Origin of the sequence: Sinomicrobium soli, assembly GCF_003285545.1 — a bacterium.
GTDB lineage: Bacteria > Bacteroidota > Bacteroidia > Flavobacteriales > Flavobacteriaceae > Sinomicrobium.
Map to the genome: position 1 here is coordinate 100,734 of NZ_QLNV01000002.1, position 26,056 is coordinate 126,789.

Annotated in this window: 16 protein-coding genes and 1 riboswitch; of the genes, 11 read left to right on the plus strand and 5 right to left on the minus strand. The window is 50.4% G+C overall.

Annotated features, from left to right (window positions below):
• Positions 1-24 precede the first annotated feature (24 nt).
• Positions 25-91: riboswitch (Fluoride riboswitch) on the plus strand.
• Between the two features lie 50 nt (positions 92-141).
• The 11 genes from DN748_RS02450 to DN748_RS02500 all read left to right on the plus strand — a co-directional run bounded on the left by DN748_RS02450 (position 142) and on the right by DN748_RS02500 (position 17,149).
• The gene (locus DN748_RS02450) at positions 142-1,443 is read left to right on the plus strand and encodes a voltage-gated chloride channel family protein (protein WP_112370179.1); all 1,302 of its coding nucleotides are present in this window, start codon (positions 142-144) and stop codon (positions 1,441-1,443) included.
• A gap of 172 nt (positions 1,444-1,615) precedes the next feature.
• Positions 1,616-2,485 carry an alpha/beta fold hydrolase gene (locus DN748_RS02455; protein WP_112370180.1) on the plus strand — a complete coding sequence of 290 codons (870 nt, stop codon included), beginning with the start codon at positions 1,616-1,618 and terminating at the stop codon, positions 2,483-2,485.
• 11 nt (positions 2,486-2,496) lie between these two features.
• Positions 2,497-3,018: a collagen-like protein gene (locus tag DN748_RS02460; RefSeq protein WP_112370181.1), complete on the plus strand. Its 522-nt coding sequence runs from the start codon at positions 2,497-2,499 to the stop codon at positions 3,016-3,018.
• A 302-nt stretch (positions 3,019-3,320) separates the two neighbouring features.
• Complete coding sequence (gene pruA, locus DN748_RS02465; RefSeq protein ID WP_112370182.1) at positions 3,321-4,946, plus strand: L-glutamate gamma-semialdehyde dehydrogenase; 1,626 nt, start codon at positions 3,321-3,323, stop codon at positions 4,944-4,946.
• 190 nt (positions 4,947-5,136) lie between these two features.
• The gene (locus DN748_RS02470; protein WP_112370183.1) at positions 5,137-7,572 is read left to right on the plus strand and encodes a TonB-dependent receptor domain-containing protein; all 2,436 of its coding nucleotides are present in this window, start codon (positions 5,137-5,139) and stop codon (positions 7,570-7,572) included.
• A gap of 545 nt (positions 7,573-8,117) precedes the next feature.
• Positions 8,118-8,684, plus strand: coding sequence for an RNA polymerase sigma-70 factor (locus tag DN748_RS02475; RefSeq protein WP_112370184.1), 567 nt, complete (start codon positions 8,118-8,120; stop codon positions 8,682-8,684).
• Between the two features lie 44 nt (positions 8,685-8,728).
• Entirely contained in the window at positions 8,729-9,718 is a 990-nt protein-coding gene (locus DN748_RS02480; protein WP_112370185.1) for a FecR family protein, read from the plus strand.
• A gap of 285 nt (positions 9,719-10,003) precedes the next feature.
• Complete coding sequence (locus DN748_RS02485) at positions 10,004-13,321, plus strand: SusC/RagA family TonB-linked outer membrane protein (RefSeq protein WP_201741405.1); 3,318 nt, start codon at positions 10,004-10,006, stop codon at positions 13,319-13,321.
• Positions 13,322-13,444: 123 nt separating this feature from the next.
• Complete coding sequence (locus DN748_RS02490; protein WP_112370187.1) at positions 13,445-14,743, plus strand: RagB/SusD family nutrient uptake outer membrane protein; 1,299 nt, start codon at positions 13,445-13,447, stop codon at positions 14,741-14,743.
• A 54-nt stretch (positions 14,744-14,797) separates the two neighbouring features.
• Positions 14,798-15,715 carry a phosphodiester glycosidase family protein gene (locus DN748_RS02495; protein WP_112370188.1) on the plus strand — a complete coding sequence of 306 codons (918 nt, stop codon included), beginning with the start codon at positions 14,798-14,800 and terminating at the stop codon, positions 15,713-15,715.
• Positions 15,716-15,829: 114 nt separating this feature from the next.
• Positions 15,830-17,149 (plus strand): IPT/TIG domain-containing protein, encoded by a 1,320-nt coding sequence (locus tag DN748_RS02500; protein WP_112370189.1) that lies wholly within the window; start codon positions 15,830-15,832, stop codon positions 17,147-17,149.
• An 84-nt stretch (positions 17,150-17,233) separates the two neighbouring features.
• Here the strand turns inward: DN748_RS02500 and DN748_RS02505 are convergent, their stop codons facing one another.
• The 5 genes from DN748_RS02505 to DN748_RS02525 all read right to left on the minus strand — a co-directional run bounded on the left by DN748_RS02505 (position 17,234) and on the right by DN748_RS02525 (position 25,735).
• Positions 17,234-18,028 carry a rhamnogalacturonan acetylesterase gene (locus tag DN748_RS02505; RefSeq protein ID WP_236636761.1) on the minus strand — a complete coding sequence of 265 codons (795 nt, stop codon included), beginning with the start codon at positions 18,026-18,028 and terminating at the stop codon, positions 17,234-17,236.
• 19 nt (positions 18,029-18,047) lie between these two features.
• Complete coding sequence (locus DN748_RS02510; protein WP_112370190.1) at positions 18,048-19,676, minus strand: glycoside hydrolase family 43 protein; 1,629 nt, start codon at positions 19,674-19,676, stop codon at positions 18,048-18,050.
• An 84-nt stretch (positions 19,677-19,760) separates the two neighbouring features.
• Complete coding sequence (locus tag DN748_RS02515) at positions 19,761-21,011, minus strand: glycoside hydrolase family 88/105 protein (protein ID WP_112370191.1); 1,251 nt, start codon at positions 21,009-21,011, stop codon at positions 19,761-19,763.
• Positions 21,012-21,065: 54 nt separating this feature from the next.
• A complete protein-coding gene (locus DN748_RS02520) occupies positions 21,066-22,715 on the minus strand; it encodes a RagB/SusD family nutrient uptake outer membrane protein (protein ID WP_112370192.1) in 1,650 nt (549 codons plus the stop codon).
• Positions 22,716-22,738: 23 nt separating this feature from the next.
• Positions 22,739-25,735, minus strand: a complete 2,997-nt coding sequence (locus DN748_RS02525) for a SusC/RagA family TonB-linked outer membrane protein (protein ID WP_112370193.1) — start codon at positions 25,733-25,735, stop codon at positions 22,739-22,741.
• Positions 25,736-26,056 lie beyond the last annotated feature (321 nt).

The window sequence follows — 26,056 nt, forward strand, 5'->3', positions numbered from 1 at the left end:
TTTACTAATTTTGCTCCTTGTTATCACATTAGTGGCAATGGTGTCTGCCGGAAACCGCCTTTATACAAAGGATGATGGCGCCTGTATCAAGCCTCCCGCCACAGCGGGGCCGGCCTGATATATGATTAACCCGGTTTTAATATGACACGTAAAGACCTCTCCTCAGAATTTCGGAAAACGGTAAAGATCTCCTCGCTCCTGTTTTTAGGAAAATGGGTGCTGCTGGCCATGCCCATAGGTATTCTCGCAGGTTCTGCTTCGGCCCTGCTCCTGGCCTCCCTGCAATGGGTTACCGACTATCGCACTGCTCACAGCTGGATCATCGCGCTGCTGCCCCTGGGCGGACTGGTTATCGGGCTTACCTATCACTATTGGGGGCAGGATGTCGTAAAAGGCAACAACCAGCTCCTTGAAGAATTCCACCGCCCCCGACAGATCATTCCGCTCAAAATGGCTCCCCTGGTCCTTTTCGGCACCGTAGCTACCCACCTTTTCGGCGGATCTGCGGGAAGGGAGGGCACTGCCGTACAGATGGGCGGGGCCATCGCCGACCAGTTCACCAAAATATTCCGGCTTTCCCCTTCAGACCGCCGGATACTCCTGGTATCGGGTATCAGTGCGGGTTTTGCTTCCGTATTCGGCACCCCGCTGGCCGGGGCGGTCTTTGCCCTGGAAGTACTGGTTATCGGAAAAATGAGATACGAGGCCCTGGTCCCGGCATTTATCACGGCCATTATCGCAGACTATACCTGCCGGTGGTGGCCCATAGGACATTCGCATTACACCGTAGACCTCGTACCCGGCATGGCCCCGTCGCTCCTCTTCTGGGCATTGCTGGCAGGGCTGTGCTTCGGGCTTACCGCACTGCTCTTTTCCCGGGCCGTGCACTTTTTCGGGAACTTTTTCCGTTCCGTCATAAAATACCCCCCTTTCAGGCCGGTACTGGGAGGTGCCGTAATCGCCCTGGTCGTATTCGCCACGGACAATACCCGTTACCTCGGGCTCGGACTGCCCGTGATCTCCGAAGCTTTCGACTCCCCCGTGCTCCCCTACGATTTCATCCTCAAGCTGCTCTTTACCACCTTTACCCTCGGGGCCGGTTTTAAGGGAGGTGAAGTAACCCCTCTCTTCTTTATAGGGGCCACCCTGGGCAATGCCCTTGCCCTGTTTATTCCCCTGCCCGCGGCATTACTTGCCGGAATGGGTTTTGTCGCCGTATTTTCCGGGGCCACCAATACCCCCCTGGCCTGTACCGTAATGGGTATGGAGCTATTCGGTATGGAAAGCGGAATCTATATCGCCCTGGCCTGTATCACGGCCTATCTCTTTTCCGGGCACTCCGGCATCTATTCGTCCCAAATCGTGGGCAGCGCAAAACAGCCTTCCTATAACGGAGACAAGGGAAAAACCCTGCATGAAATACATCCCGATAAAAAACGTTAGAAGAGAGGTCACCCCGTTTCAAAGCTGTTAAAACCCGGCAATCCCGTATTGCCACTTAAAAACATTGGGTTAACTTGCAGGGTGGAAGCACGAAGTTCGAATCGAAGCCACCGACCTGCAACCTGTAACCCAACATAATTATTAACAAACAGTTTAAACCAAATTCATTCGCGTGAAAAAAAATAAAAAAGCCACGGGATACCGGCAGACCATAGAAATACCGAAAAGCATCCGGCTTACCGGGAAGGTCCTGCAGTCGCTTTCCCCGGCGCTGGCTACCCGGTATGCTGCCCGGCTTTTTATCAGTCCGTTCCGTTATCCGCTACCCGGAAGGGAGCAGCATATGGACGAGCGGAGCAGGCAGCATAAACACACCGTTTCCGGAATTGGCAAGGAAATTGTAGTGTATGAATACGGCGAGAGTGTGCACAGGGTTTTGCTGGTACACGGATGGAGCGGGAGGGGCACCCAACTGGTAAAAATTGCCGATGCCCTGCTGGAAGCCGGGTACGCCACGGTGAGTTTTGATGCTCCCGCTCATGGCAAGGCCCCCGGAAAAACCTCCGATATGTCTGAGTTTATCGATGCCGCAATGATGCTGGAAAAGGAGTATGGCCCCTTTAAGGCTGCCATAGGGCACTCCCTCGGGGGGATGACCCTGCTCAATGCGGTTAAAAAAGGAATGCAGCTCGAAAAGCTCGTCACCATAGGCGCGGGGGACATGGTAGAGGATATCGCGGTAGATTTTGTACGGATGCTGCAACTCAGGGATGACATAGGCATTCACATCAAAAAGGATTTCGACCGGCGGATAGGTTTCGATATCAATCAGTTGTCGGCCAGTATTGCTGCTCCTGAAGTAGACATCCCTACGCTGGTCATACACGATGAAGACGACCTGGACGTACCCGTGAGTGCCGCGCGGAATATTGCAGCACACCTGCCGGACGGCAGACTGACCATTACCAGCGGACTCGGTCACCGCAAAATCCTCGGTGATCCCGGGGTTATTGAGAAAATTATTACCTTTATCAACAATTAAAAACAAAAGCGATGAAAAGAATTCTTGCAGTATTATTGGCATTACCCCTTGTATTCATATCCTGTGAAGGCGACCAGGGACCTCCCGGGGAGAATGGTCAGGATGCATTTATAGGTCTTACCTATGATTTCTTTATAGACCTTAATGAGCAGAATAATTTCAGCTACACTCTACCCTTCGGAGAAGAAGGCATAGAAGTATATGAATCAGATGCCGTTTTGGTATATCACTCGTCAGAATTTTATGAAGACCCGGAAGGCGACATTAATGTCTGGAAACTCTTGCCGCAAAGTGTGTATTTCACTAACGGGGATATTCTGGAGTACAATTACGATCATACCTTCGAGGAGGTCAGAATATTCCTTGACGGAAACATCGCTGACCTCGGAACACTGGATACCGGGTATACGCACGACCAGCTTTTCAGGGTTGTGGTAGCCCCTTCCGATTTTATTGCAGAATCCAAGGTAGACGTCAGTGATTACCAAGCAGTGGTCCGGGAACTGAAATCCTATAATCCGGATCACCAATAGACCGGGACATATATCCTTTACAATATAAGCCGGAAGTCCGCCAACATCCTTTTGGTAACGGGCTTCCGGTTTTACTTTGTCCATTACGGTATTATGGCAGACATTCAGATGATAAACTGTTACAATAGGAAACATACGTGTCGAATACCGTAAAAATCACCTCAAAATTCTTCCCGGTTTATCGGTTATAAACTTTTTGTATTTCTTACCTTTGACTACAACTTTGTTATATTATCGTTGTCATTACCTGTATTTTACAGGATCGGAAAAAAATACACTAATCACTAAAATTTAATCTGAGAATGGGAAAAGGTTTTTTTCACGTTCCCGTGGCGGTCAATGAGCCTGTAAAGTCATACGCCCCGGGCAGTCCGGAAAGAGAGGAAGTTTTAAAACAGTACAAGGAATACTTTAATGGTTCGGCCGATATACCCCTGTATATAGGAAGCGAGGAGATACGTACCGGAAATACCCGGTCCATCACTCCCCCGCACGACCATCAGCACGTGGTAGGGCAGTATCACCTCGCCGAGAAATCCCATGTGGAAAAAGCCATTTCCGACGCCCTTGAAGCCCGTAAAAAATGGGCCGCACTTTCCTGGGAGCAACGTGCCGCCGTATTCCTGCGTGCCGCCGACCTTATCGCGGGGCCTTACCGGGCCAGGATGAATGCCTCTACCATGATCGGCCAGTCGAAGAACATTCACCAGGCGGAGATCGATTCGGCATGTGAGATCGTGGATTTCCTGCGGTTCAACGTGGAATACATGACACAGATCTACAACGACCAGCCCGAATCGTCGGAAGGAATATGGAACCGTGTGGAATACCGCCCGCTCGAAGGCTTCGTATATGCCATCACGCCTTTCAACTTTACGGCCATTGCGGGCAACCTGCCTTCCAGTGCCGCCCTTATGGGGAACACCGTGGTGTGGAAACCCAGCGACAGCCAGGTATTCTCGGCCAAGGTTATCGTAGACGTATTCAGGGAAGCCGGAGTACCCGACGGGGTGATCAACGTGGTGTACGGCGACCCGGTTATGATCACCGATACCGTACTGGCCAGTCCGGATTTTGCCGGAATACACTTTACCGGGTCTACCAACGTATTTAAAAGTATCTGGGCCAAAATAGGGGCCAATATCAATACCTATAAAACCTATCCCAGGATCGTGGGGGAAACCGGGGGAAAAGATTTTATTATCGCACATCCCAGTTCCAATCCCAAACAGGTGGCTACGGCCATTTCAAGGGGGGCTTTCGAATTCCAGGGACAGAAATGCAGCGCGGCCTCCAGGGTATACCTGCCGAAATCACTGGCCGGGGAGGTCCTCGGTTTCGTAAAAGAGGACCTCGCTTCCTTCAAGATGGGATCGCCGGAAGACATGAACAATTTTATTACGGCCGTTATCCATGAGAATTCCTTCGACAAGCTGGCCAGTTACATCGACCAGGCCAAGGCAGACCCGGAAGCGGAGATCGTGGCCGGCGGAAATTACGACAAGTCTAAAGGATATTTTATAGAACCCACGGTTATCCTTACCACAGACCCGAAATACAAAACCATGACCACGGAATTGTTCGGCCCGGTGGTTACCGTTTATGTATACGAAGACGACCAGTGGGCGGAAGCCCTTAAACTGGTAGACGGCACTTCGGAATACGGACTTACCGGGGCAGTGTTCTCCAATGACCGGTATGCCGTTGAAGAAGCCACAAAAGCACTGGAGAACAGTGCCGGGAACTTCTACATCAACGACAAGCCCACAGGCGCCGTGGTAGGGCAACAGCCTTTCGGTGGTGCCAGGGCCTCGGGAACCAATGACAAGGCAGGGTCCCCGCTCAACCTGATGCGATGGATATCTCCCCGCCTTATCAAGGAAACCTTTGTGTCTCCGGAAGATTACAGGTATCCCTTCCTGGGCTGATCCGAAATTTGAAAAAAGATGCGAATGCCGCACCCGGAATTCCGGGTGCGGCATTCGTTTTTTCCGGCAGGGCACTTCCTTAAAAGTGTTAACGTGTACATTTAACAAACATTTAACCATGTCCCCTTAAACCATAGGCTACATTTACGATCTAACTCAAAAAACTTAATAACTCACCCAAAAAAACGAGATGAAAAAAAACCTGTTAATCTTAAGCATTTTTCTTATTCAGTATTCCCTGTTTGCCCAGCGATCGGTTACCCTGACAGGAACCGTTATAGACCAGGAATTCAATACCCCGCTCGAATATGCGACCGTTGTGGTAAAAAGCCTGGACAATCCCGAGGTGGTCACCGGTGGCATGACCGATACGGAGGGGAAATTCAGTGTTTCCGTACGCCCCGGAAAATACGACATCAGCGTGGAATTCATCTCTTATAAATCATACACCCTTAACAATCAGGACATCACCAGGTCAAGAGACCTGGGTACTATCCCCCTTAATGTCGATGTGGCACAGCTCGACGAAGTAGAGGTCGTAGGCCAGCGCACTACCGTGGAACTGCGGATGGACAAGAAAATATACAACGTGGGGCAGGACCTTACCGCAAGAGGGGGCTCGGTTTCCGACGTGCTCGATAATGTACCTTCGGTAATGGTTGATGTAGAAGGCAATGTGAGCCTTCGCGGTAATGACGACGTCCGTATCCTGATCAACGGCCGGCCTTCCAGCATGGTAGGGCAGAGTTCTACCGACGTACTCCGGCAGCTTCCCTCCGACGCCATAGAAAAAGTGGAGGTCATAACGAGCCCCTCGGCCCGTTATGACGCCCAGGGTACGGGAGGGATCCTCAATATCGTACTGAAAAAGGGAAGACTGGAAGGATTTAACGGCTCCGTAGTGGTCAATACGGGGATTCCCGACAACCACGGGGTTTCTGCCAATGTAAATTACAAAACCGGGAAATTCAACTTTTTCACCACCACGGGATATCAGTACCGCGACTCCCCCGGCAACTCTTTAGACAAGACCGAATACCACGCTGACGTTGACAACAAGTTCCTGGAAGAGACCAGGGACCGCAACCGGAGGGGAAATTCGTTCAATACCAATTTCGGTATCGAATATGAGATAGACGACAAAAACTCCATCATAGGATCCGTATTCTACAGGGATCAGAACGGCGACAATATTACCAAAAACTACACCGACAAGTTCGATGCCGGCAGAACCCTGACCAGCCAGGTCTTTCGCCATACCGGGGAAGATGAAGATGACAAAACACTCGAATTTAATCTCAATTACATCCACAAATTCAACGAGGACGGCCATGAGCTGAAGGTAGACATGCAATACAGTAAGGACGACGAGGACGAACGTTCGCTGATCAGGGAAGAAACTACCTACCCCGACATTCAGTACCCTGTTTTTGAAAAGCTCAGCACCCTGGAAGGACAGAAAGACATCCTGCTTCAGGCCGATTATGTACTTCCCATTGACGAAAACAGCCAGTTTGAAGCCGGATACCGGGGTACCATGACCGACCTTTCCAACGATTATACGGTGGAAAACCAGGATGAAGACGGCAACTTCTACATCAATACCGACCTGACCAACCTGATGAACTACACCGAAGATGTTCACGCTTTCTACGCCCAGTACGGTACCAAGTTTTTTGAAAAACTGTCCGTTCTGCTCGGGTTGCGGACAGAGATCACCGATATCTCCATAGGTGTGGAAGGCTTCGACCTCGATGCCAAAAAGAACTACAGCAAATTGTTCCCTACGGTAAATCTCGGCTATGAACTCAGGGAAAACGAAACCATAACCCTGGGGTATAACCGCCGTATCCGCCGGCCGTGGTCCCGCTTTCTCAATCCTTTTCCGTCGCGGGAGAGTAAAACCAACTTTTTCCAGGGAAATCCCGACCTCAACCCCAGCTATTCCGATGTATTCGACCTCGGGTACCTGAGACAATGGGAGAATTTTACCTTCAATACTTCCGTATACTACCAATACGGCACGGATGTGATGGAATTTATTTCCGAACCGACGGGAGAAGAAACCAATGAAGGTGACCAGATCATCAGAAGAATGCCTGTAAACCTGGCTACCGACAGCCGTTTCGGGTTTGAACTGGCCCTGATGTACTCCCCTTTCCGCTGGTGGAGGCTCAATACCGATTTCAACCTGTTCAGGTCCACGCTGAGAGGTGATTACAACGAACAGAGCTTCGACGCCGACAATACCAGCTGGTTTTCCAGGTTTAACTCCAAGATAAACCTGCCGGCAGAAATAGACTTTCAGACCATAGTGATGTACCGCGGGCCTTCTAAAAATGCCCAGAACGAGAACAAGGGAGAGTTTTCCACCAACCTGGCCTTCAGCAAGGATGTCATGAAGGACAACGGTACTATTGCCCTGAATGTCAACGACCTTTTCAACTCCCGGAAACGCAGAATGGAAACCTTTACCGATTCCTTTTACAGGGAGAGCGAATTCCAGTGGAGGGAACGCCAGATCACCCTGTCGTTCACCTACCGTTTCAATCAGCCCAAGAAAAGGGAAAGGGATTTTGACCGTCAGAACGGCGGCCCGGATGAGATGGGAGGTTTTGAAGGCTGATTAAAACCAAAAAATTATTCAGGCCCCGCTGTGCGGGGCTTTTTTTATGTCACTTAGTGAACCCTCCTTAAGCAGAGTAAGCAAAACACATAATTTTAACAAAAAAACATATAATTCAATACACTATTCGTATATTACGAAGCGATATTATGGGTTGCAGGTTTGAATCATCATAACTCTGAACCGGTTATAATTGTCATTCCGACCGTAGCGGAGGAATCTCCGTTGCCTCACTTATGCTCTTGAAGTTACTTAGGGCGGGAGTATAGATTCTTCACTTCGTTCTGAATGACAGCATTGTCATTCCGACCGTAGCGGAGGAATCTCCGGGTTTTTCGTTGTGCTGTTGAAGTTCCCTTAGGCCGGGTTGGAGATTCTTCCCCCGACCAGGAGCCGGGGCAGGGACTTCGCTGCGCTTCGTTCTGAATGACAGGACTTCGGGCTTCCGACTCCAAATCATTTCATCGTTTACAAACTAACGATGGTTTGTTAAAGATTAATTAATAAAGAACTCCTTTAAATTTTATACTATTGCCGGTATCACTATGGAAGTTTCAGACCAAAAACTACTTCGCCTCATAAAGAACAATAACGAGCTTGCTTTTCAGGAGCTCTACAACCGTTATTGGGAAAAACTGTGGCACATATCTTCGGGTATACTCGACGACGAGGATATGGCAAAGGATACCGTACAGGACGTATTTATCAATGTCTGGCTAAAAAGGAACGAATTACATATTTCCAACCTCAATGCCTATCTCTACCAGGCCGTTAAACTCAGGTGCTTCGAGCACCTGAGAAAAAACAGGATCCACCGGAAACTGCTGGACAGGGTAGCGACCCTGCTTCCCAGAAACGACGTGGAGGAAAACATCAACTTCAACGATACCCGCAACATCCTTTCCCACAGTTTACAATCCATCCCTCCAAAAAGCCTTGCCATTTTCCGGATGAGCCGTGACCACGCCATGACCCACAGGGAAATTGCCGATGAACTGCAGATCTCGACAAAAACGGTAGAATACCACATCAGCCTGTCCCTGAAAAGGTTAAGACAGCTACTCGCCAAATCCTCTGTTCTCATTATTACATTTTTTTCACTTTTTCATTAGGGTCTTTCCCTTTTCGTGCATCTATACCATAGAAATACGCATGAATGAACGAGAAAGAACTACATCAGCTCCTGGACAAATATCTCAACGGCCAATGCAGTAATGAGGAAAAGGAACTGCTCGACAAGCTGTTTGACAGCTATGACAGCAGGAATGTATATTCACTTTCCGAAAGGCAGGATACAGCCATAGCCGTCAAAAAGGAGATGTTCCTGAATATCAAAAGGGATATCCGGGCAAAGGAACAACGATCAAAAAGAAACAGGATCAGATACCGGGCGGTAATCGTCGCAGCATCCTTTCTCCTGCTGGTAGGCCTGGGTACAGGGATATGGCAGTACCGCAACCACCTGCCCTCTCAACAGCTTGCCCTTCATACCGTTTCCTCGCCTTTTGGGGAAAAATATACGGTAACCCTGGAAGACGGTTCCGTTATAAAGCTCAATGCCGGAAGTACCCTTAGTTTTCCGGAAAAGTTTAGCGGCCCGGTACGCCGGGTAGAACTCACCGGAGAGGCTTTTTTTGAGGTGACTCCCGATCCGGAGAGACCGTTTATAATTTTGGCGCAGGGACTGCGCACAACCGTATTGGGCACCTCGTTTAACATACAGGCCTATCCCGAAAGAAAATCAGTTGAAGTAACCGTCGCCACCGGAAAAGTAAGGGTAAGCAACGACACGGCGGACAAACCGGCCACCCCTCACTTCCTCACTCCCGACCAGCAGGCAGTATACGACAAAACGACCGGGAATGTCCGGACCAGGACCGTAAGCACAAGTGAAATAACCGGCTGGACCCGCGGTATATTACAGTTTGATGATACCCCCCTGCAAGAGGTAGTCCCGGTGCTGGAACGGTGGTATGGGGTAAGTATCTCACTGGATAAGGCCCTGGAACAATGCCATATCAGTGCCACCTTCGAAAATGCCGGACTGGAAGTAGTGCTCGAAAGTATCGCCTTTACCAAAAAAGACATGCAATACGAATTTATAACCGAAAAGAAAATACACCTGAAAGGACAATGCAGTCACTAACCCTGAAAAAACATATGCCTATGACATAAAGCGCAGTAAAAAGCACCTCATGGGGCTATCCCGAAGCATGTATCGGGAAAACCCGGAACAAATGCCAGGCCTCATTTAATCAGGAACCCCGGGGGCAAACCTCGGAGTTAAATCCCGGTTATCGGGTAAAAAGGCAGCCCGCATCACTTTGGCGAGCAGAGCGGGCCACCGGAGCCTAATAGCATTGCAGCATACAATAACCATTAAACATTCTGTAAAAATATGAATTCGTTAACTGTTAAACAATTCCTCAGCGTGACATTCCATATATTTTGCTACCTGATCCTTTTTTCGCTGTTCAACCCTCTCCTGGCAGCAGACAGCAAAGGTCAGAGTCTCTCAGATATCACCGTAAACCTCTCCCGGCAGGAAGGCCTGGTCACGGAGATACTCGAAGATGTGGAAGCACAAACCGATTTCCGTTTTATCTACGACAGGAAAACAAAGAACATCAGTCAAAAACTCCATATCGGGGAAAACCGGCTTACTCTCCTGGAACTGCTCCGGATAGTATCGGAAAAAACCGGGCTCAGGTATAAGAGAATAAACCGGTATATCTCCATAGGCGCCGGAGATCTTTACGGTACCAATCATTCCTTTTTTCACGTGGTGAAAGGTACCGTAACCGATGAGAACGGGCAGCCGCTTCCCGGGGCCTCCGTGGTAGAAAAAGGAACCTCAAAAGGAACATCCACAGATTTTGACGGGAACTTCACCATTGACGTGGCAGGCCCGGAAAGCATACTCCTGGTTTCGTATATGGGCTATGTACAGGCAGAAATCGGGGTAAGGGGGCGCACTTCGGTCACCGTTACCATGCAGCCCGACAACGAATTGCTGGACGAGGTCGTTGTGGTGGGCTATGGCCGGCAGCAACGACGGGAGGTTTCCAGCGCCATCTCATCCTTTAAGCCCACACAGGAGAATGCCAGGCCGGTACTGGGCCCGGACCAGATCATGCAGGGGCGAATGCCCGGAGTACTGGTCGGTTCCGGCGGAGGTACCCCGGGGAGCAACATGAGGGTCAGTATCCGCGGAATCGGTTCGCTGAGCGGGCAGAACGAACCCCTGTACGTCATAGACGGGATACCCCTCATAAAACACAATGCCGCCATGTACGACCTGGGAGAGGGCATGAACCCCCTGGCAGAACTCAATCCCAACGATATAGAATCCGTCGAGGTACTGAAAGACGCGGCTTCCGCAGCCATATACGGTTCCAGGGCTACCAACGGGGTAGTGATCATCACCACCAAATCAGGGAAAGAAGGACAGTCAAGGCTCGATGTCAACCTGCGCTCGGGAGTACAATACCTCCCCAACCTGGATAAACTCGGCATGGCAGGGTCAGACCTTTACCTCGACGTGCTCAACGAGGCGGTAAACAATTACAACCAGCAAAACGGGTACGCGCCGGGAGACAGTAATTTTGTGCGGTACTATGAAAACCCCTATCCCGGACTGCCGGATACCGACTGGCTCGATCTGGTTACCAGGCAGGCCTACGTTACAGACGCCAATATCTCCTTTTCGAGCGGGAGCGAAAAGACCAGGCTGTACCTGTCTGGAGGGTACCTCAACCAGGAAGGGGTGATCAAGACCAATAAGTTCCGGAAATATACCGCAAAGGTCAATGTAAGCCATAATCCCCTGAAGTGGCTCGAAATCGGGGCAAATACCACGGCGAGTTTTACACGTAACAACAGGATACCCAATGGCGATTTCGGTTCGGCCATCATGCTCAGGAGCGTAGGACAACGTCCTTTCGACCGGCCGTATAAGCCCAACGGCGATTATTACCGGGGGGGCACCGAAGAACTCAAATACCACAACAACCTCCAGATCCTCAACGAGCAGGATACACAACTCGACAATTACAGGTATCTCGGAAACTTTTATGCCGATTTCACCTTCAGTCCCGATCTTCACCTCAAGAGTTCCGCCGGGGCCGATATCATCCATACCGAAGATTTCCTGTACTATACCGAAAATCACCCGTACGGCGCCGGGCAGGGGAGAATACTGGACCGCAGAAGGACCATAAAGAACATGCTCGTAGAGAACACGCTTTATTTCGACAAGACGCTCGGGAACCTGAAAATAAATGCCCTGGCAGGGCACTCGTTCCAAAAGGTAACAACCAGTACATCCTATATCGACGGGAGAGGGTTCCCCTCCCCTTCCTTCGATGTTATTTCCGTGGCCAGCGAAATTGCCGATGCCTCTACGGGATATGGTGAAAGCGCCCTGGAATCCTATTACAGCCGCCTGAACCTGGCCTGGGCAGACAAATACCTCCTGTCGATGTCCATACGGGCAGACGGTTCTTCCAAATTCTCTCCCGAAAAACGTTACGGGGCCTTTCCTTCGGTCTCCGCAGGGTGGAATATTTCAGAAGAGCCTTTCTGGAAATCAGAAGCTTCCGACCTGAAACTCAGGGCCAGCTTCGGGGCCACCGGTAACCAGGACGGGATCGGGAGCTATGCCTTTCAGGCCCTGATGAGCGGGGGAGCCAATTATTCCAACAACAGCGGGATCGCCATTACTACTTTCGGCAATCCCGACCTCACCTGGGAAACCGCGGAGCAGTTTAATATAGGCAGCGACCTTTCCCTCTTTAACGGCAAACTGAACCTCACTGCCGATTATTTTGTGAAAAACACCAAAAACCTGCTGTACAGCAGGCCCATCCATGCCACCAGCGGATTCTCCAGCATTACAAGTAATATCGGCTCCATGCAGAACAAGGGGGTTGAGTTTGCCGTACACCTGAACCAGGATCTCGGCCCCGTACAGTGGACCAGTGATTTTAATATTTCCTTTATCAAAAACAAGCTGACTTCCCTCCTCGGGGACGAAGCGCTGCTTATCGGTGGTAACCGTACCCTGCAGGTCGGTGAAGAAGTGGGAAGTTTCTACCTGTATAAAATGCTGGGCATATTCCAGTCTGACGAAGAAGTTCCGGAGCCGCAATACCAGGAGGGGGTGCGCGCCGGTGATGTACACTACGAAGACCTCAATGGTGACGGACTGATCAATGTGGACGACCGGCAGATCGTGGGTACCTCAAATCCCGCCTATTTCGGCGGATGGTCTAATATGTTCAGGTATAAAGGATTTGACCTGAGCGTATTCTTTACCTATTCCTATGGCAGTGAAATATATGCTACCTGGAGAAAAACAACAGACCGGATAGGACTGGGAAACCAGGGGTTCAGGAAAGAGGTAGCCCTGGAACGATGGACAGGCCCGGGAAGCAGCAACAAAGTGCCGAGAGCCATACACGGTTATGGCCACAATCTCGAAAATTCCAGCCGCTTTCTGGAAGATGGCTCCTTTATACGCCTCAGGACCCTGACCCTCGGATACAATCTACCGGCATCCTTACTGGATAAAATAGGGGTCTCCAGGCTGAGAATGTACCTGCAGGGAGACAACCTCTATCTCTGGACCAGGTATTCGGGAATAGATCCTGAAGTATCCAAAGACTATGACGCGAGATTCCTGGCCGATGACAACATGAACCTGCCACAGCCGCGAACCATCAGTTTCGGGATCAATGCGACCTTTTAACCGAAACTATTGTTAGCCAAACCAAACTAAGAACTAACAACTACGAACTAACAGACTATAACCCCGAACACCGCCGACACCAACACTTTATGTTAAACCTATTGATATGAAAAACAAAAACAGATGAAATTACTTTCGACAATATATCTCGTTGCGGTCCTGGGCATGCTGTTTTCCTGCAGCAGCGAACTGGACCTGTATCCCAGATCTGCGGTCTCTGCCGATGCGGATCTGAGCGAAGCCGATGTAGAACCCTTTTTGATGGGGGTATACAATTCGGTACAAAATGACCCCGGAAGGGAATCGTATATTCTCTCCGACCTCCTCGGGGGGGACCTCAACAGTGCAAGTGCCACCAACGGCGGGGGCACCAATGCCTTTATAAGCAACATATTACGACCGGAACACGCCTTTATCAAAAACATATGGATCGGTTATTACGAGGCCCTCTACCAGGTAAACACCCTGATCGGGAGCCTGGATGCCCTGGCGCCGGATGACCGCCTGCGGGAAGTGAAGGGTACGGCACATTATTTCAGGGCCTACCTGTACTACAACCTGGTCACCAGGTACGGAGGGGTGCCCGTCCTGAAAGAAAACACCCTCGAAACCGTTCCCAGGAACAGCCCGGAAGAAGTCTGGGAGTTTATCGAGGAAGACCTGGAGATTGCCATCGCCCGGGCACCCTCTTTCGGACAAGGCAACGCCGGTGATTTTTACTATGTTTCTTCCGAAGCTGCCACGGCCCTGATGGCCAGGGTAAAGCTGGCCACAGGACAAAAGGAAGAAGCTGCCGCCCTTGCCGAGCAACTGATTACCTCTCCCTTATTCTCCCTAGATAATTTCGACAAAATATTCCGCAGGCAGGATAATACGGAGGTCATTTTTGCTTTCGAAAACCTCACAGAAGAATCCTCCGTCACCATTTCCACCCTGTTCTATACCTATGCCCATCCGCAAAGCGGATCGTATGTGTACAAGCCCAATCCCGGGGCTATGGAAATGTACGGCGATAACGACCTGAGAAAGAGTATTTCCATAGACACCTACGACGGGCTCGATGTTGTCAACAAATACAACAGCGGACAAACGGGTACCGATCCGGTAATTGTAAGCCGGCTCGGGGAACTCTACCTGATCAGTGCCGAGGCCAGGGGAACGGAAGGATTGCAACGGCTCAACGAACTCCGGGAATTCAGGGGGCTCGGGCCCGTGGAAGCCGCTTCAGAAAGCGAATACCTCGATCTTATACTCGAAGAACGCCGGCGTGAACTCTTTGCCGAAGGTTTCCGGTGGTACGACCTCGTACGTACCGGGAAAGCACAGGAAACCATCGGTATCGCGGCGCGGGAAACCCTGCTGCCCATTCCCGAAACGGAATTGCTGCTGAACGAAAAACTCACACAAAATCCGGGGTATTAACGCCCGGGAAACACATTCAGATATAAATATCACCGTATTTTAAACCTTATACCGATGAAAACATATATAAAATATCACACTTCCCTCTTCCTCGTTCTCTTCCTGGTATTTACCACGGCGAGCTGCCAGAACGACGACGATACTTCCGGTCTTGTTGTCCGGGAATACACACCCCTTACCCAAACTCTGGCCGAAAATACGGAACTCATTGACCGCGTGTTTTCAGATACCACGTTTACCGTAGCCCCGGGAGTCGAGGAAACGGACATTCACTACCTGTCTTCCAAAGGGCTCACCATGCGCCTGTTCATACTGAAAGCCGACCTCGGCCGTGACGATGTACACCTGGCTCCCATAACTCCCTACGGAAGTACGGGCTATGCCATGCAAACCGTCCCGGACATGCTGGAATATGTCGACATCGCCGGGCAGAAACCTGTAGCGGCGGTCAATGCCGATTTTTTTAACATGACTACGGGAGAACCCAGGGGTATTGTTCATCTCGGCGGTGAGGCCATACGGACCACACCCCTCGCAGGAAGGTCGTTCCTGGGAATGACCAAAGACGGGGAGATCATTATCGAACATACCGACGATTACCCGGCTTTCAGCGACGAGTTACAGGACGCCCTCGGCGGCGGCGACCTCCTGATCAAAGATGATACCCGCGCTCCCATAAGCAATGAAGACGTGCACCCGCGCACTGCAGTGGGGCTTACCGCAGACCATGTACTCTATTTCATTGCAGTTGACGGGAGACAGTTCGACTATTCCAACGGCATGACACTCGCCGAGGTGGCCGATGTACTGGAAGGCCTCGGTTGCAGGGATGCAGCCAATCTCGATGGCGGAGGCTCTACCACCTTTGTCACGCTACACTCCCTGGCAGAAGTATTCCATATAAGAAACCGGCCTTCCGACGGGGCCCCGCGCCCGGTAGGTAACGGATGGGCCATTACCGTATCTGAATAATCCGGTATAACATACAATGAAACGACAAAATGGTCAGAAGCCGGCAGTCCGGAGCCGGAAGTACATGTACTTCCGGCTTCGGACCCCGGACTCCGGACCTCAAAAACAAACACAATGAAAAACACAATTATTTATATATTCGTCCTGTTCCTGGCCCTGACAGCCTGTAATAATGACGACGATACCCCAACCCGGGATATGTTGCCCGTGGTCATGTCGGTAGCCCCGGTACAGGGCTCTCCCAACGATGTCATCGTGATATACGGGAAAAACTTCAGCACTTCACGTACGGGCAACAAGGTCACTATCGGCAACATGCCGGCCACGGTACTGGAAGCCTCCGAAAACCGGCTCGAAGTGGTGGTCCCGGAAGGGGAAGGCAAACAGGAAGTAAAGGTTGAAACCGGCGGCGCCCCGGTATCCGGGGATTTTCCGTTTTTCAGTTATGCTGTTCCCCAGGACATATATATCGTTTCCACGCTGGCCGGAAACCTGGAATACGGCCTGATCGACGGCCCTCCCGGAACGGGACGTTTCAGGGGGCCGGAAGGAGTGACGATGGCCCCCGACGGCAGTGTCGTGGTTACCGACCGTACCAACAATGCCATCCGGAGGCTTACTCCCGACGGCCTGGTCGGTACCATTGCAGGAAATGGCACCAAGGGATACCAGAACGGTCCGGCAAACCAGGCACTGCTCAATTACCCCTGGAAATCCTGTGTGGATTCCGAAGGGAACATATATATTGCCGAGAGGGATAATCACGTGATCCGGAAAATCGATATCAACGGTATCGTCAGTACCATTGCGGGTAACAGCAGCAGAGGGTTTAAAGACGGGGCCGCACTGGAGGCACAGTTCAACCAGCCTCTCGACATCGCAGTCGACAACGACCGGAACCTGTATATTGCCGATAACCTCAATCACCGTATCCGGAAACTGACCCCCGACGGGCAGGTGACCACCATAGCCGGATCGGTTTCCGGATTTAAGGACGGGAATGGCTCCGAAGCCCTGTTTGCCAATCCGTCCGGTGTATGCACCGATGCCGAAGGCAATGTTTTTGTCGCAGACCGGTTCAACCACCGCATACGCAAGATCAATACCGAAGGACAGGTATCCACCGTCGCAGGCAGCGGAAGTACCGGGGCTACCGACGGGGAATCGCCTGATGCGGAATTCAACAACCCTTACGGAGTAGACATCAATACAGACGGTGACATTGTAGTGGCCGACCTGTCCAATCACAAGATAAGGCTGATATCAGAAGGTAAGGTCACCACCGTAGCCGGGACTTCTTCGGGCTTCTTAAACGGTACGGGAAATGCGGCACAGTTTTACAACCCATCCGATGTCACCTTTGCCGGCGATATCATTTACGTCGCCGACCTGGGGAACAACATGGTCCGGAAAATCGTAAAAAAACAGGAATAAGAATGATTTCAGGACAGGCCGGACTACAACCTTCCGGCCTGCTTACCCTTTTCTTTTCCAACCGGAAACATCCCTTCCCGTTCCCTATTTCAGATAAGAACCAATCCCGGAAACCGTTTTTTTCAATTCCTTTACCGCCAAACCGGCAACTTCTCTTGCCCCCTTGACGGAATAATGTGTGTTATCCTCCTTTCCCTCCTGGTAAAACGGGATCTCCCCCGGGGCATACCACAGGTGCAACTTCTTAGACCGTTCCGGTCCGTAGGCCATTTCCAGGTTTTCCGTCAGCCTTTGCAGGTCGACCAGGGGAACCTTCATGGCTTCGGCGACCATGCGAACTACAAGGGGATAATCTCCGTGAGTATCAACCAGGGTGCCGTATGAATTAAAATTCCGTCGTACTACAGAAGTAAAGAGAATGGGGATGGCTCCCTTTTTCCGGGTTTCCTTCACATACCTTTCCAGGTTTTGCCTATAGCCTGTATACGGATTGGTATATCTCGAACTGTCTTTTACCTTCTGGTCGTTATGCCCGAACTGTATAAAGACATAATCTCCTTCACTAAGCTGTGATAACACCACTTTCCACCGCCCTTCTGCAATAAAACTTCTGGAACTCCTGCCGTTCACGGCATGGTTCTCTACTCTTACCGTACCTCGGACAAATTCGGGTAGCAGCTGGCACCAGCCCCGCTCCGGATTTCCCCCTTCCGTGGGTTTATCGGCCATGGTAGAATCGCCTATGGTAAATATAGTCACTGTTTTCTCCTGTTTCTCTCCGGTTTCCCGGGCCATTGCCAAAAACAGGCACAGGAACGAAAATATGCTGATACTCTCTTTTTTAAGCCAGGCCGGATATTTTTTCACCAATGTAGGCATATTCGATTAATATTACTGTTCATTGCTCTATACGAAACCAGTCGATATCCGCAAAACCGGAATCATTGATCTTCGTATCTCTTATGGCAAAAAGTCCCACTTTGGTTCCTATCCATTTTCCGGGAACCGCCGTGAAAGTCTTTCCCAAAGACTTAAACTTCCTTCCATTGGTACTATAGCCGAAGGTACATTTCCCTCCTTTGGTCACTTCTACCCGGAACTGAACTTTATTTCCTTTCAGTTCCACTGTCTCTGCAATTCTTTCCGGTTTACCGTGTTCCGCATCTTCGCAGATCACCTGGCTGATATGTATTTCACCGTCTTTACTTTCCAGCGAAATGTAGGCATAGCTCATCCCCATGACGATGAGTCCTGCTTTTTCATTATCCAGTTTGGGATTAGGATGAAATTCCAGTGCGGTAGTGACTTTAAATTCTTCCGCCGGAAATTTTTGCAGAAACAGGTTCGGCGCATCCCAAAGGTTTTTGCTGTCATCCGGCAATTTATCGGTGAATAAACGCAGTTTTCCATCGGCAGGGTTGGCAAAAGCCCATGTTGCCCTGGGATTTGCGTGCCATTGCCATTGCAGGCTAATGTCATTTCCGTCAAACTCATCGGAATCCTGGGGGGTTTCTATGGGATATAACCTTCCCACATCCGGTTTTTTATGCCTTAAAACAGGCTGACCTTTTCCGTCCCCGTCACGATCTTCACCTATTACCGGCCAGTCATTTTTCCATTCCATCGGCTGCAGGTGTACAATACGTCCATATGCTTCCTTGTCCTGAAAATGTACAAACCAGTTTTCGCCATTGTCGAGTTCTACCCATCCGCCCTGGTGTGGGCCATTGATATCGGTTTTTCCCTGGTCCATTACTATTCTTTCTTCATAAGGCCCATACGGATGTTTTGCCCTCATGGCCAGTTGCCACCCGGTAGAAACGCCCCCGGCCGGGGCAAATATGTAGTAATAGCCGTTCCTCTTGTAAAATTTGGTTCCTTCTACGGTAGGATGAGCATCGTGACCGTCAAAAACCAGTTTACCTGCCCCGGTAACTTTTGTCCCCTCGGCATTCATGGGTTTTACGACAACAACACTTTTTATCCCGGCCCGGCTTCCCGCGTAAGCATGCACCAGGTATGCTTTTCCGTCGTCATCCCAAAGCGGGCAGGCATCGATAAGGCCTTTCCCCTCTTCCACCAGTACGGGCTCTTCCCACGGTCCGGCCGGATCTTCTGATTTTATCATATAAATGCCAAAATCCGGGTCGCCATAGTAGATGTAAAATTCTCCGTTATGATGTCTAATGGCCGGCGCCCATACCCCGTTACCGTGCTGTGGCTTACTGAAGTGCTCGAAAGGTGGCTGGCGGTCCAGCGCGTAACCTATCAGCTTCCAATTGACCAGGTCCTTCGAATGCAATATGGGCAATCCGGGAATGGCATTAAAACTGGATGCCGTCATGTAAAAATCATCGCCTACCCTACAGATGTCCGGATCGGAATAGTCGGCATGTAAAATAGGATTTTTATAGGTTCCGTCTCCCTGGTCGGATACCCAGGCCGCAGATACAAATTCCTGGGCAAACAGTGCAGACCGGAACAGGAATACGGAAAACAAGGCGATGGTGATGGTGATTTTATGCATCGGAATATTTATTTTTCATGGATCTGATCTCAGGATATTATCGGTCCCGGAACACAAAGGCCCGGCCCCGACAAACTCATCGTGTTATCTGTCCAGCTCCAGGCTGGCCATAATAAATGGCCCTGTACCCTTCGGGTCGTTGGAACGAATCTTCTCGTTTACATAATATTCATAGGTGCCGTCGCGGTAGGGATTTCCTCCCAACCCGGCCACGGCGCATACCTGTGTAAGGTTTACCACGCCGTTATCCTCCACTTCTATAAGCCTGTCCAGCACTCCCTGATATCCTTTCCGGGCAACCTCCGAATACGATTCCGGCAGGTATCCCTTTCGCACACCCTTGGCCAGCGAATAGATAAACATACAGGAACCGGAAGCTTCCAGGTAATTGTCTTCTTTACCTCCCATATCCGTTACCTGGTACCACAAACCGGATTCCTTGTCCTGGTATTCCGCAAGGGCTGCAGCCAGCCGGTTAAGGTAGCCCACCATATCCTTCCGGGAAGGATGGTCTTCGGGAAAATAATCCAGTACATCTACCAGGGCCATGGCATACCACCCGAGGGCCCTCGACCAGAAATGCGGTGAAGTCCCGGTCTTCCGATCGGCCCATTGTTGCTCCCGGCTTTCGTCCCAGCCGTGATACAGCAGTCCCGTTTCCTCGTCCAGCGAGTGTTTCTGGATTTCGCTGAACTGCAGGGCGATATCATTCCATGCCTTTCCGGCCTCATCCCCTTCAGAAAACCTCCCGGTATACTCCGCATAGAACGGCTGCCCCATATACAATCCGTCGAGCCACATCTGCCACGGATAGATCTTCTTGTGCCAGAACCCGCCTTTTGAAGTGCGGGGATGCGCGTCCAGCTGTTCCCGCAAGGTGCGGATGGCTACCAGGTATTTCTCTTCGCCCGTCTTGTCGTAGAGGTAAAAAAGTATTTTTCCGGTATTGACCATATCGATATTGTATTTTGCCATATCATAGGTCAGGATCTCCCCCTTCGGGTTTACCATAGTGTCTCCGAACTCTTTGATATAATCGAAATACACTTCTTTCCCGGTCTTGTCATAAAGGGCTGCAATACCCTTGAGTACCACACCCTGGGTATAACTCCATTTCGGTTTGCGGTGAAAGTCGAGCTGCCAGGCCTCCGGAAAACGGTGAATTTCAGAAAGCGCCATACGTTCCGACCATTTGAGATCTTCGGGCACCAGTTGCTGTTTTTCTGTTTTTTGAGGGACCGCTTCTCCCCCGCTGTCTTTTTTATTCCTTTGCCCGCAGGATATCAGAGAAAGTGCCAGAAGCAGTATTATCGCTTTCAGATGTGTAAATGTCATGGTTACGGTTTTATAATAAAGTAAATTTCGGAAACTTATCCTTCCTATATCCGGTTATCTGTTATAACCTTCATTTTGTGTAAACTCGCTTTTATTGGTCACCGCATCGAGCTGGGACTGCGGTATGGGCCTCACCGCGTGATAGGGCTGTATATTAGCCGAGGCATCCGGATTCCACTGCTGTACCCTTTCGATGAGTTTGCCGGTACGTTTAAGATCGAACCATCGCAATTGCTCTCCTGCAAATTCCCTTGCTCTTTCGTCAAGTATCATGTCTATATCGAGGTCGCTCTCCGAAATTTCCATATCTCCTTCGTGTCCGGGAAGGGCAGCCCTTCTTCTCACCTCGTTGAAATATGTGACAGCATCTCCCGTATTTCCCAGGTTCATTTCGGCTTCGGCCACAATGAGGTACATTTCCGCGAGCCGGATCACAAAAGCATCCCTTTTCCCCTGTTGCTGCGATATGGTCTGACGTGAAGGGTCGAGAAACTTTTTCAGTGACACATAACGATCCCTTACCTGCGGGGCATCGTTTTCACCATAGGTCCGGCTGCGGTCTATCACCGTATAGCGTTTACTATCCTTTTCCGCCTGCGGGATCACATATTTGGTAGCATATACGGCGGTATCGCCGAGCTGCATGCCTGCGGGGGCATTGCTCAGGTTATTGCAATACCAGACACTCTGAAAGGTCGCATCAAAACGGGAATCGACGGTTTCGTCAAAAAGGTCCAGCAGATGCGCAGTAGGCATAAACCTCGCAAAGGGCCGGCCGTTCTCTATATCCCTGGTCATGCCGGGTAGCTGATCGTAGGTCATCAGGAAAAACAGGTGAGCATTATTTCCCCCGTCCCTCAGGAGTATATCTTCATCCGGATGTTCCAGTTCCAGGTTGAGTACCAGGTCGGCCGTAAAGTTTACCAGCCATACGATCTCCGGGTTTCTTACATTGTCCATGTCCCACAGGTCGGCATAATCGTCTACCAGTGAAAACCCGTAATCGTCTATGACATTCCTGGCGTGTTCGGAAGCGAGCTGATCCTCTCCCCTGGTGAGATACATTCTTGCCAGGAAGGCTTCGGCTGCCGCTTTTGTAGCCCTTCCGTAATCGTCGGATGAAGGCGGAAGGTGCTCAACGGCAAATTCCAGGTCGTCGAATATCTGGTTGTAAAATTCGTCTACCGGCGTACGGGTAGCGGTTTCCTGGATGTTTTTTACCTCTTCGGTAAACAAATGCACATTGCCCCAGGTCTCTGCGATATGCCACAGATAGAAGGCGCGAAGAAATCTCGCCTCTGCTTCCCTGACCGGCTTCAGGCTTTCTTCAAGCGGTGAATCCGCTATGCGTTCTACAGCCGCATTACAGGTATTCAGTGCCGAATAAAACCGGGTCCAGTAAAATTCTATAGGTTCATTGGCTCCCGAAAGATCGGAATTGTATAAGGCTACGGGAGGGTTTTCCATACCGTTTCCCCGGGTAAAAATATCGGTCCCCGTTTCGGTCAGGGCTATTCCGTTTTCTTTCCCGTACCAGAAACGCATGGGAGTATAGCAGGCGTTTACCAGGGCTTCGATTCCTTCCTCCGTAGCATAGTAGGCATCGGCTGTAAGGCCGGACTTGTTATCTTCTTCCAGAAAGCTTTCACAGGCAGTGAACATTCCGGTGGCTAATAATACGTATATGATGATTCTTGAATTCATGATTTCCAGCTTTTCTTCAGTTCTTACAATTCCAGGTTGATCCCGAACACCAGTTGCCGTGTCATGGGAAAGCTCAGGTTTCCGCCCCTTTCGGGATCGTAGGGGTCTATTTTGCTAAATACGAAATAATTCTTGGCCGTGGCATAACAGCGAAGCTTTGATATTTTCAGGTATTCCGTTACAGCCTGCGGAAAGCTATATGCCAGGGTAATATCCCTGATCTTCACAAAAGAACCGTCTACATATTGCAGGGTAGAATAGTATTGCGTACTTGCCCTGCTGGTCCCTGCATCCGGCCTGGGATAGGCATTGGTAGGATTTTCCGGGGTCCAGTAATCTACCTTCGGCCCGTTCTCCAGGGCATCTATCTTATAGGAGCCCGCAGCTTCGCTGATAATGGTCTGCCCCTGCCGTGCATACACAAAGACATTAAGTTCCAGCCCCTTATAGCTAAACCTGTTATTAAAGCCCAGGGTGTAATCCGGTACGGTACTGCCTATGATCTCCCTGTCTTCCGGGGTGATCACCCCGTCCCCGTCCCGGTCCATCACCTTTATGTCTCCCGGGTCCTGCCCGTAGGACTCCGCCTCCCCGGCTTCGTCCAGCTGCCATATCCCTACTTTTCTGTAATCGTAAAAAGACGAAATGGGAGACCCTACAAACCAGCCGTTGGCCAGGTCCCTGTCGCCTTCGGGAAGCTCCCTGATCTCTTCCTTATTGGTCGTAAAGGTAATATCGGAACTCCAGCCGAAACCGTTGTCCTGCGAAACGATGTTCAAGGTACTGATATAAAGTTCCAGTCCCCTGTTACGGGTTTTCCCGATATTGTCCCAGGCCGTACTGAACCCGGAAGACGTAGGCAATGCCCTTTGCATGAGAAGGTCGCTGGTATTCTGCTGGTAAAGATCGAGAGACCCGGAGATCCTGTTATTGAAAAAACCGAAATCCAGCCCCAGGTTGGTCGTTGCGGTAGTCTCCCAGCTCAGGTTACCGGAAGCTATGAGCGACGGGTAATAACCGAATGCCGGGCTTTCATCCGTGCCCTGGTCATAGGCATAGGTACTTTTGGAAAGGCTCCCGAGAGTCTGGTAGGGCGACACCGCACTGTTACCGGATATCCCGTAACTCACCCTGGCTTTCAGCTGGGAAATGGTATTGTTTTCCTTCAGGAAGTTTTCTTCCTTCAGGACCCACGAAAATGCTGCAGAAGGAAAATATCCCCACTTGTTGCCCGGGGCAAGTACCGAAGAACCATCGGCTCTCATCAGGAGGGTAACCAGGTATTTATCGGCATACTTATAATTTAACCTGCCGAAAAAAGATGCCAGTTGTTTTTCTTCAAGGCTGCTGTTTACACGCACCTGGGTCTGCAATCCGCCAAGGTTGTGAAACAGCATGGTGGCCGATGCAAGGTCCCTTCCTTCGGCCATATAATTTTCTTCCACCGTTTTCCAGATACTGGTTCCGAGCAGGCCGGATATTTCATGTTTTCCGGCGGTATACGTATAATTGGCAAAATTCTCCCAGGTAGTGCGGTTAAAGGTCCCGTTTTCTGCCCGGGCCAGCGACAGTCCGTCTGCCCCTACTTCCAGGGTATTGGTAGCGGAAAATATACCTCTGCGGAAATTCATATGGTCTATCCCGAGACGGGACGTGAACGTAAGGTTTTCAACCGGGGTCCAGTCGAGGCTGATGTTCCCGAAAAAACGCTTGTTGTCTTCATTGTCCGTATAATTTCCCGGTTGCTGGTCTGCCAGCGGGTTCAGGGTAGAACTATCTCCGACGGGAAACGTAATCACATTTCCCTCATCGTCATAGGGCCTGCCCAGCGGGCTCATCTTGTTGGCCTGGTTGAGCGGGTCCCTCCTCCGGTCGTGGTCTTTCACGGTATACATTATGTTGGTGGAAAGTTTCAGGTTGTCGAGCACCTTGTGGTCTACGGTCAAACGCCCGCTGTAACGGTCCAGGTTATCATTTTCTAAAAGACCTTCTTCCCGGAAGTATTCCATGGAGAAATAGTACGTGGTCTTTTCAGACCCCCCGGAAACGCTTACCTGGTGGTTTTGCTGGCTCCCGGTTCCCAGAAGCCGGTCTGCCCAGTCGGTCCAGATCCCGTTCTGAAAATTTTCCAGTTGTGTGGGGTTAAAGATATTGGCATCATCTTCCGGACCGCTCCATTCCCCTACGGTCCTTCTCGATTCCCTCCTGAGCTGTACCCATTCGGGGCCGCTCATAATATCGGCATATCCCCCGAGGCTCTGCACACTGTAATAACTATTCAGGGAAACCTTACTTTTCCCCGAACGTCCCCTTTTGGTGGTAATAAGCACCACGCCGTTCGCTCCCAGCGTACCGTAAATAGCCGTTGCGGAAGCATCCTTAAGAATTTCCACCGAAGCGATATCATTCGGGTTCACATCGAGTGTGGAACCATAGATCATCCCGTCTACCACGACCAGCGGACCGTTATCGGCATTCAGGGAACGGTTCCCGCGAATGGAAAAATTGAGTCCCGCCCCGGCCTGCCCGCTGGTTTTTGTAAGATCGACCCCGGGCACTTTTCCCTGCATGGTTTCCAGGGCATTGGTTACCGGAATAGAGGTAAGGTCGCGCTCCTTTACAGAAGCCACAGCCCCCGTCAGGTCAGATTTTTTCACTGCCCCGTAACCGATGACCACTACTTCGTCAAGCGCCTGGGCGTCTTCGCTCATCCGAACATCGACAACATCATTATCGCCTACCGTCCTTTCTTCCCTTTCCTGGCCGATATATGTAAATACCAGCACTTCTCCCGACGATACTTCTATCGCATATTTTCCGTCAAAATCGGTCTGGGTACCATTGGTAGTCCCCCTGACGAGAATATTCACCCCGGGTAAAGGCACCCCCTGCTGATCAGTCACCGTACCGGTAACGGTTCTCGTCTGCGCCAGGACCTCCTGCGTGATAAACAGGCTTCCCAGCACCATGACAAGCCATACCGGCCTTACAGGTATCGAAATAAGCTGTTTTAAATTCATTATTTGTAAAGTTTTAGTTGGAAAATTGATGATCGTATTTTTTTTGTAATCGATTGCACTAAATGATATAACTCTTATTATTATCCGGCGTATGCCTTACATTGTACATTTGCTGCCATGCCTCAGGAAACATTTCCGGGCTTCGCTGCAGCTCATCTTCTTGTAAAAATGACTATAAGAGGGTTGCTGCCGAAACCCTAATTCTGCATTTAATTGTACTAAAGTATAATTTTTTATTAAAAAAACATACCGTTTTATTAAAAAAAACAAAAAACCACCCGGAGGTGGTTCTTTTATATCTTAAATATTAACAGGCTTTTC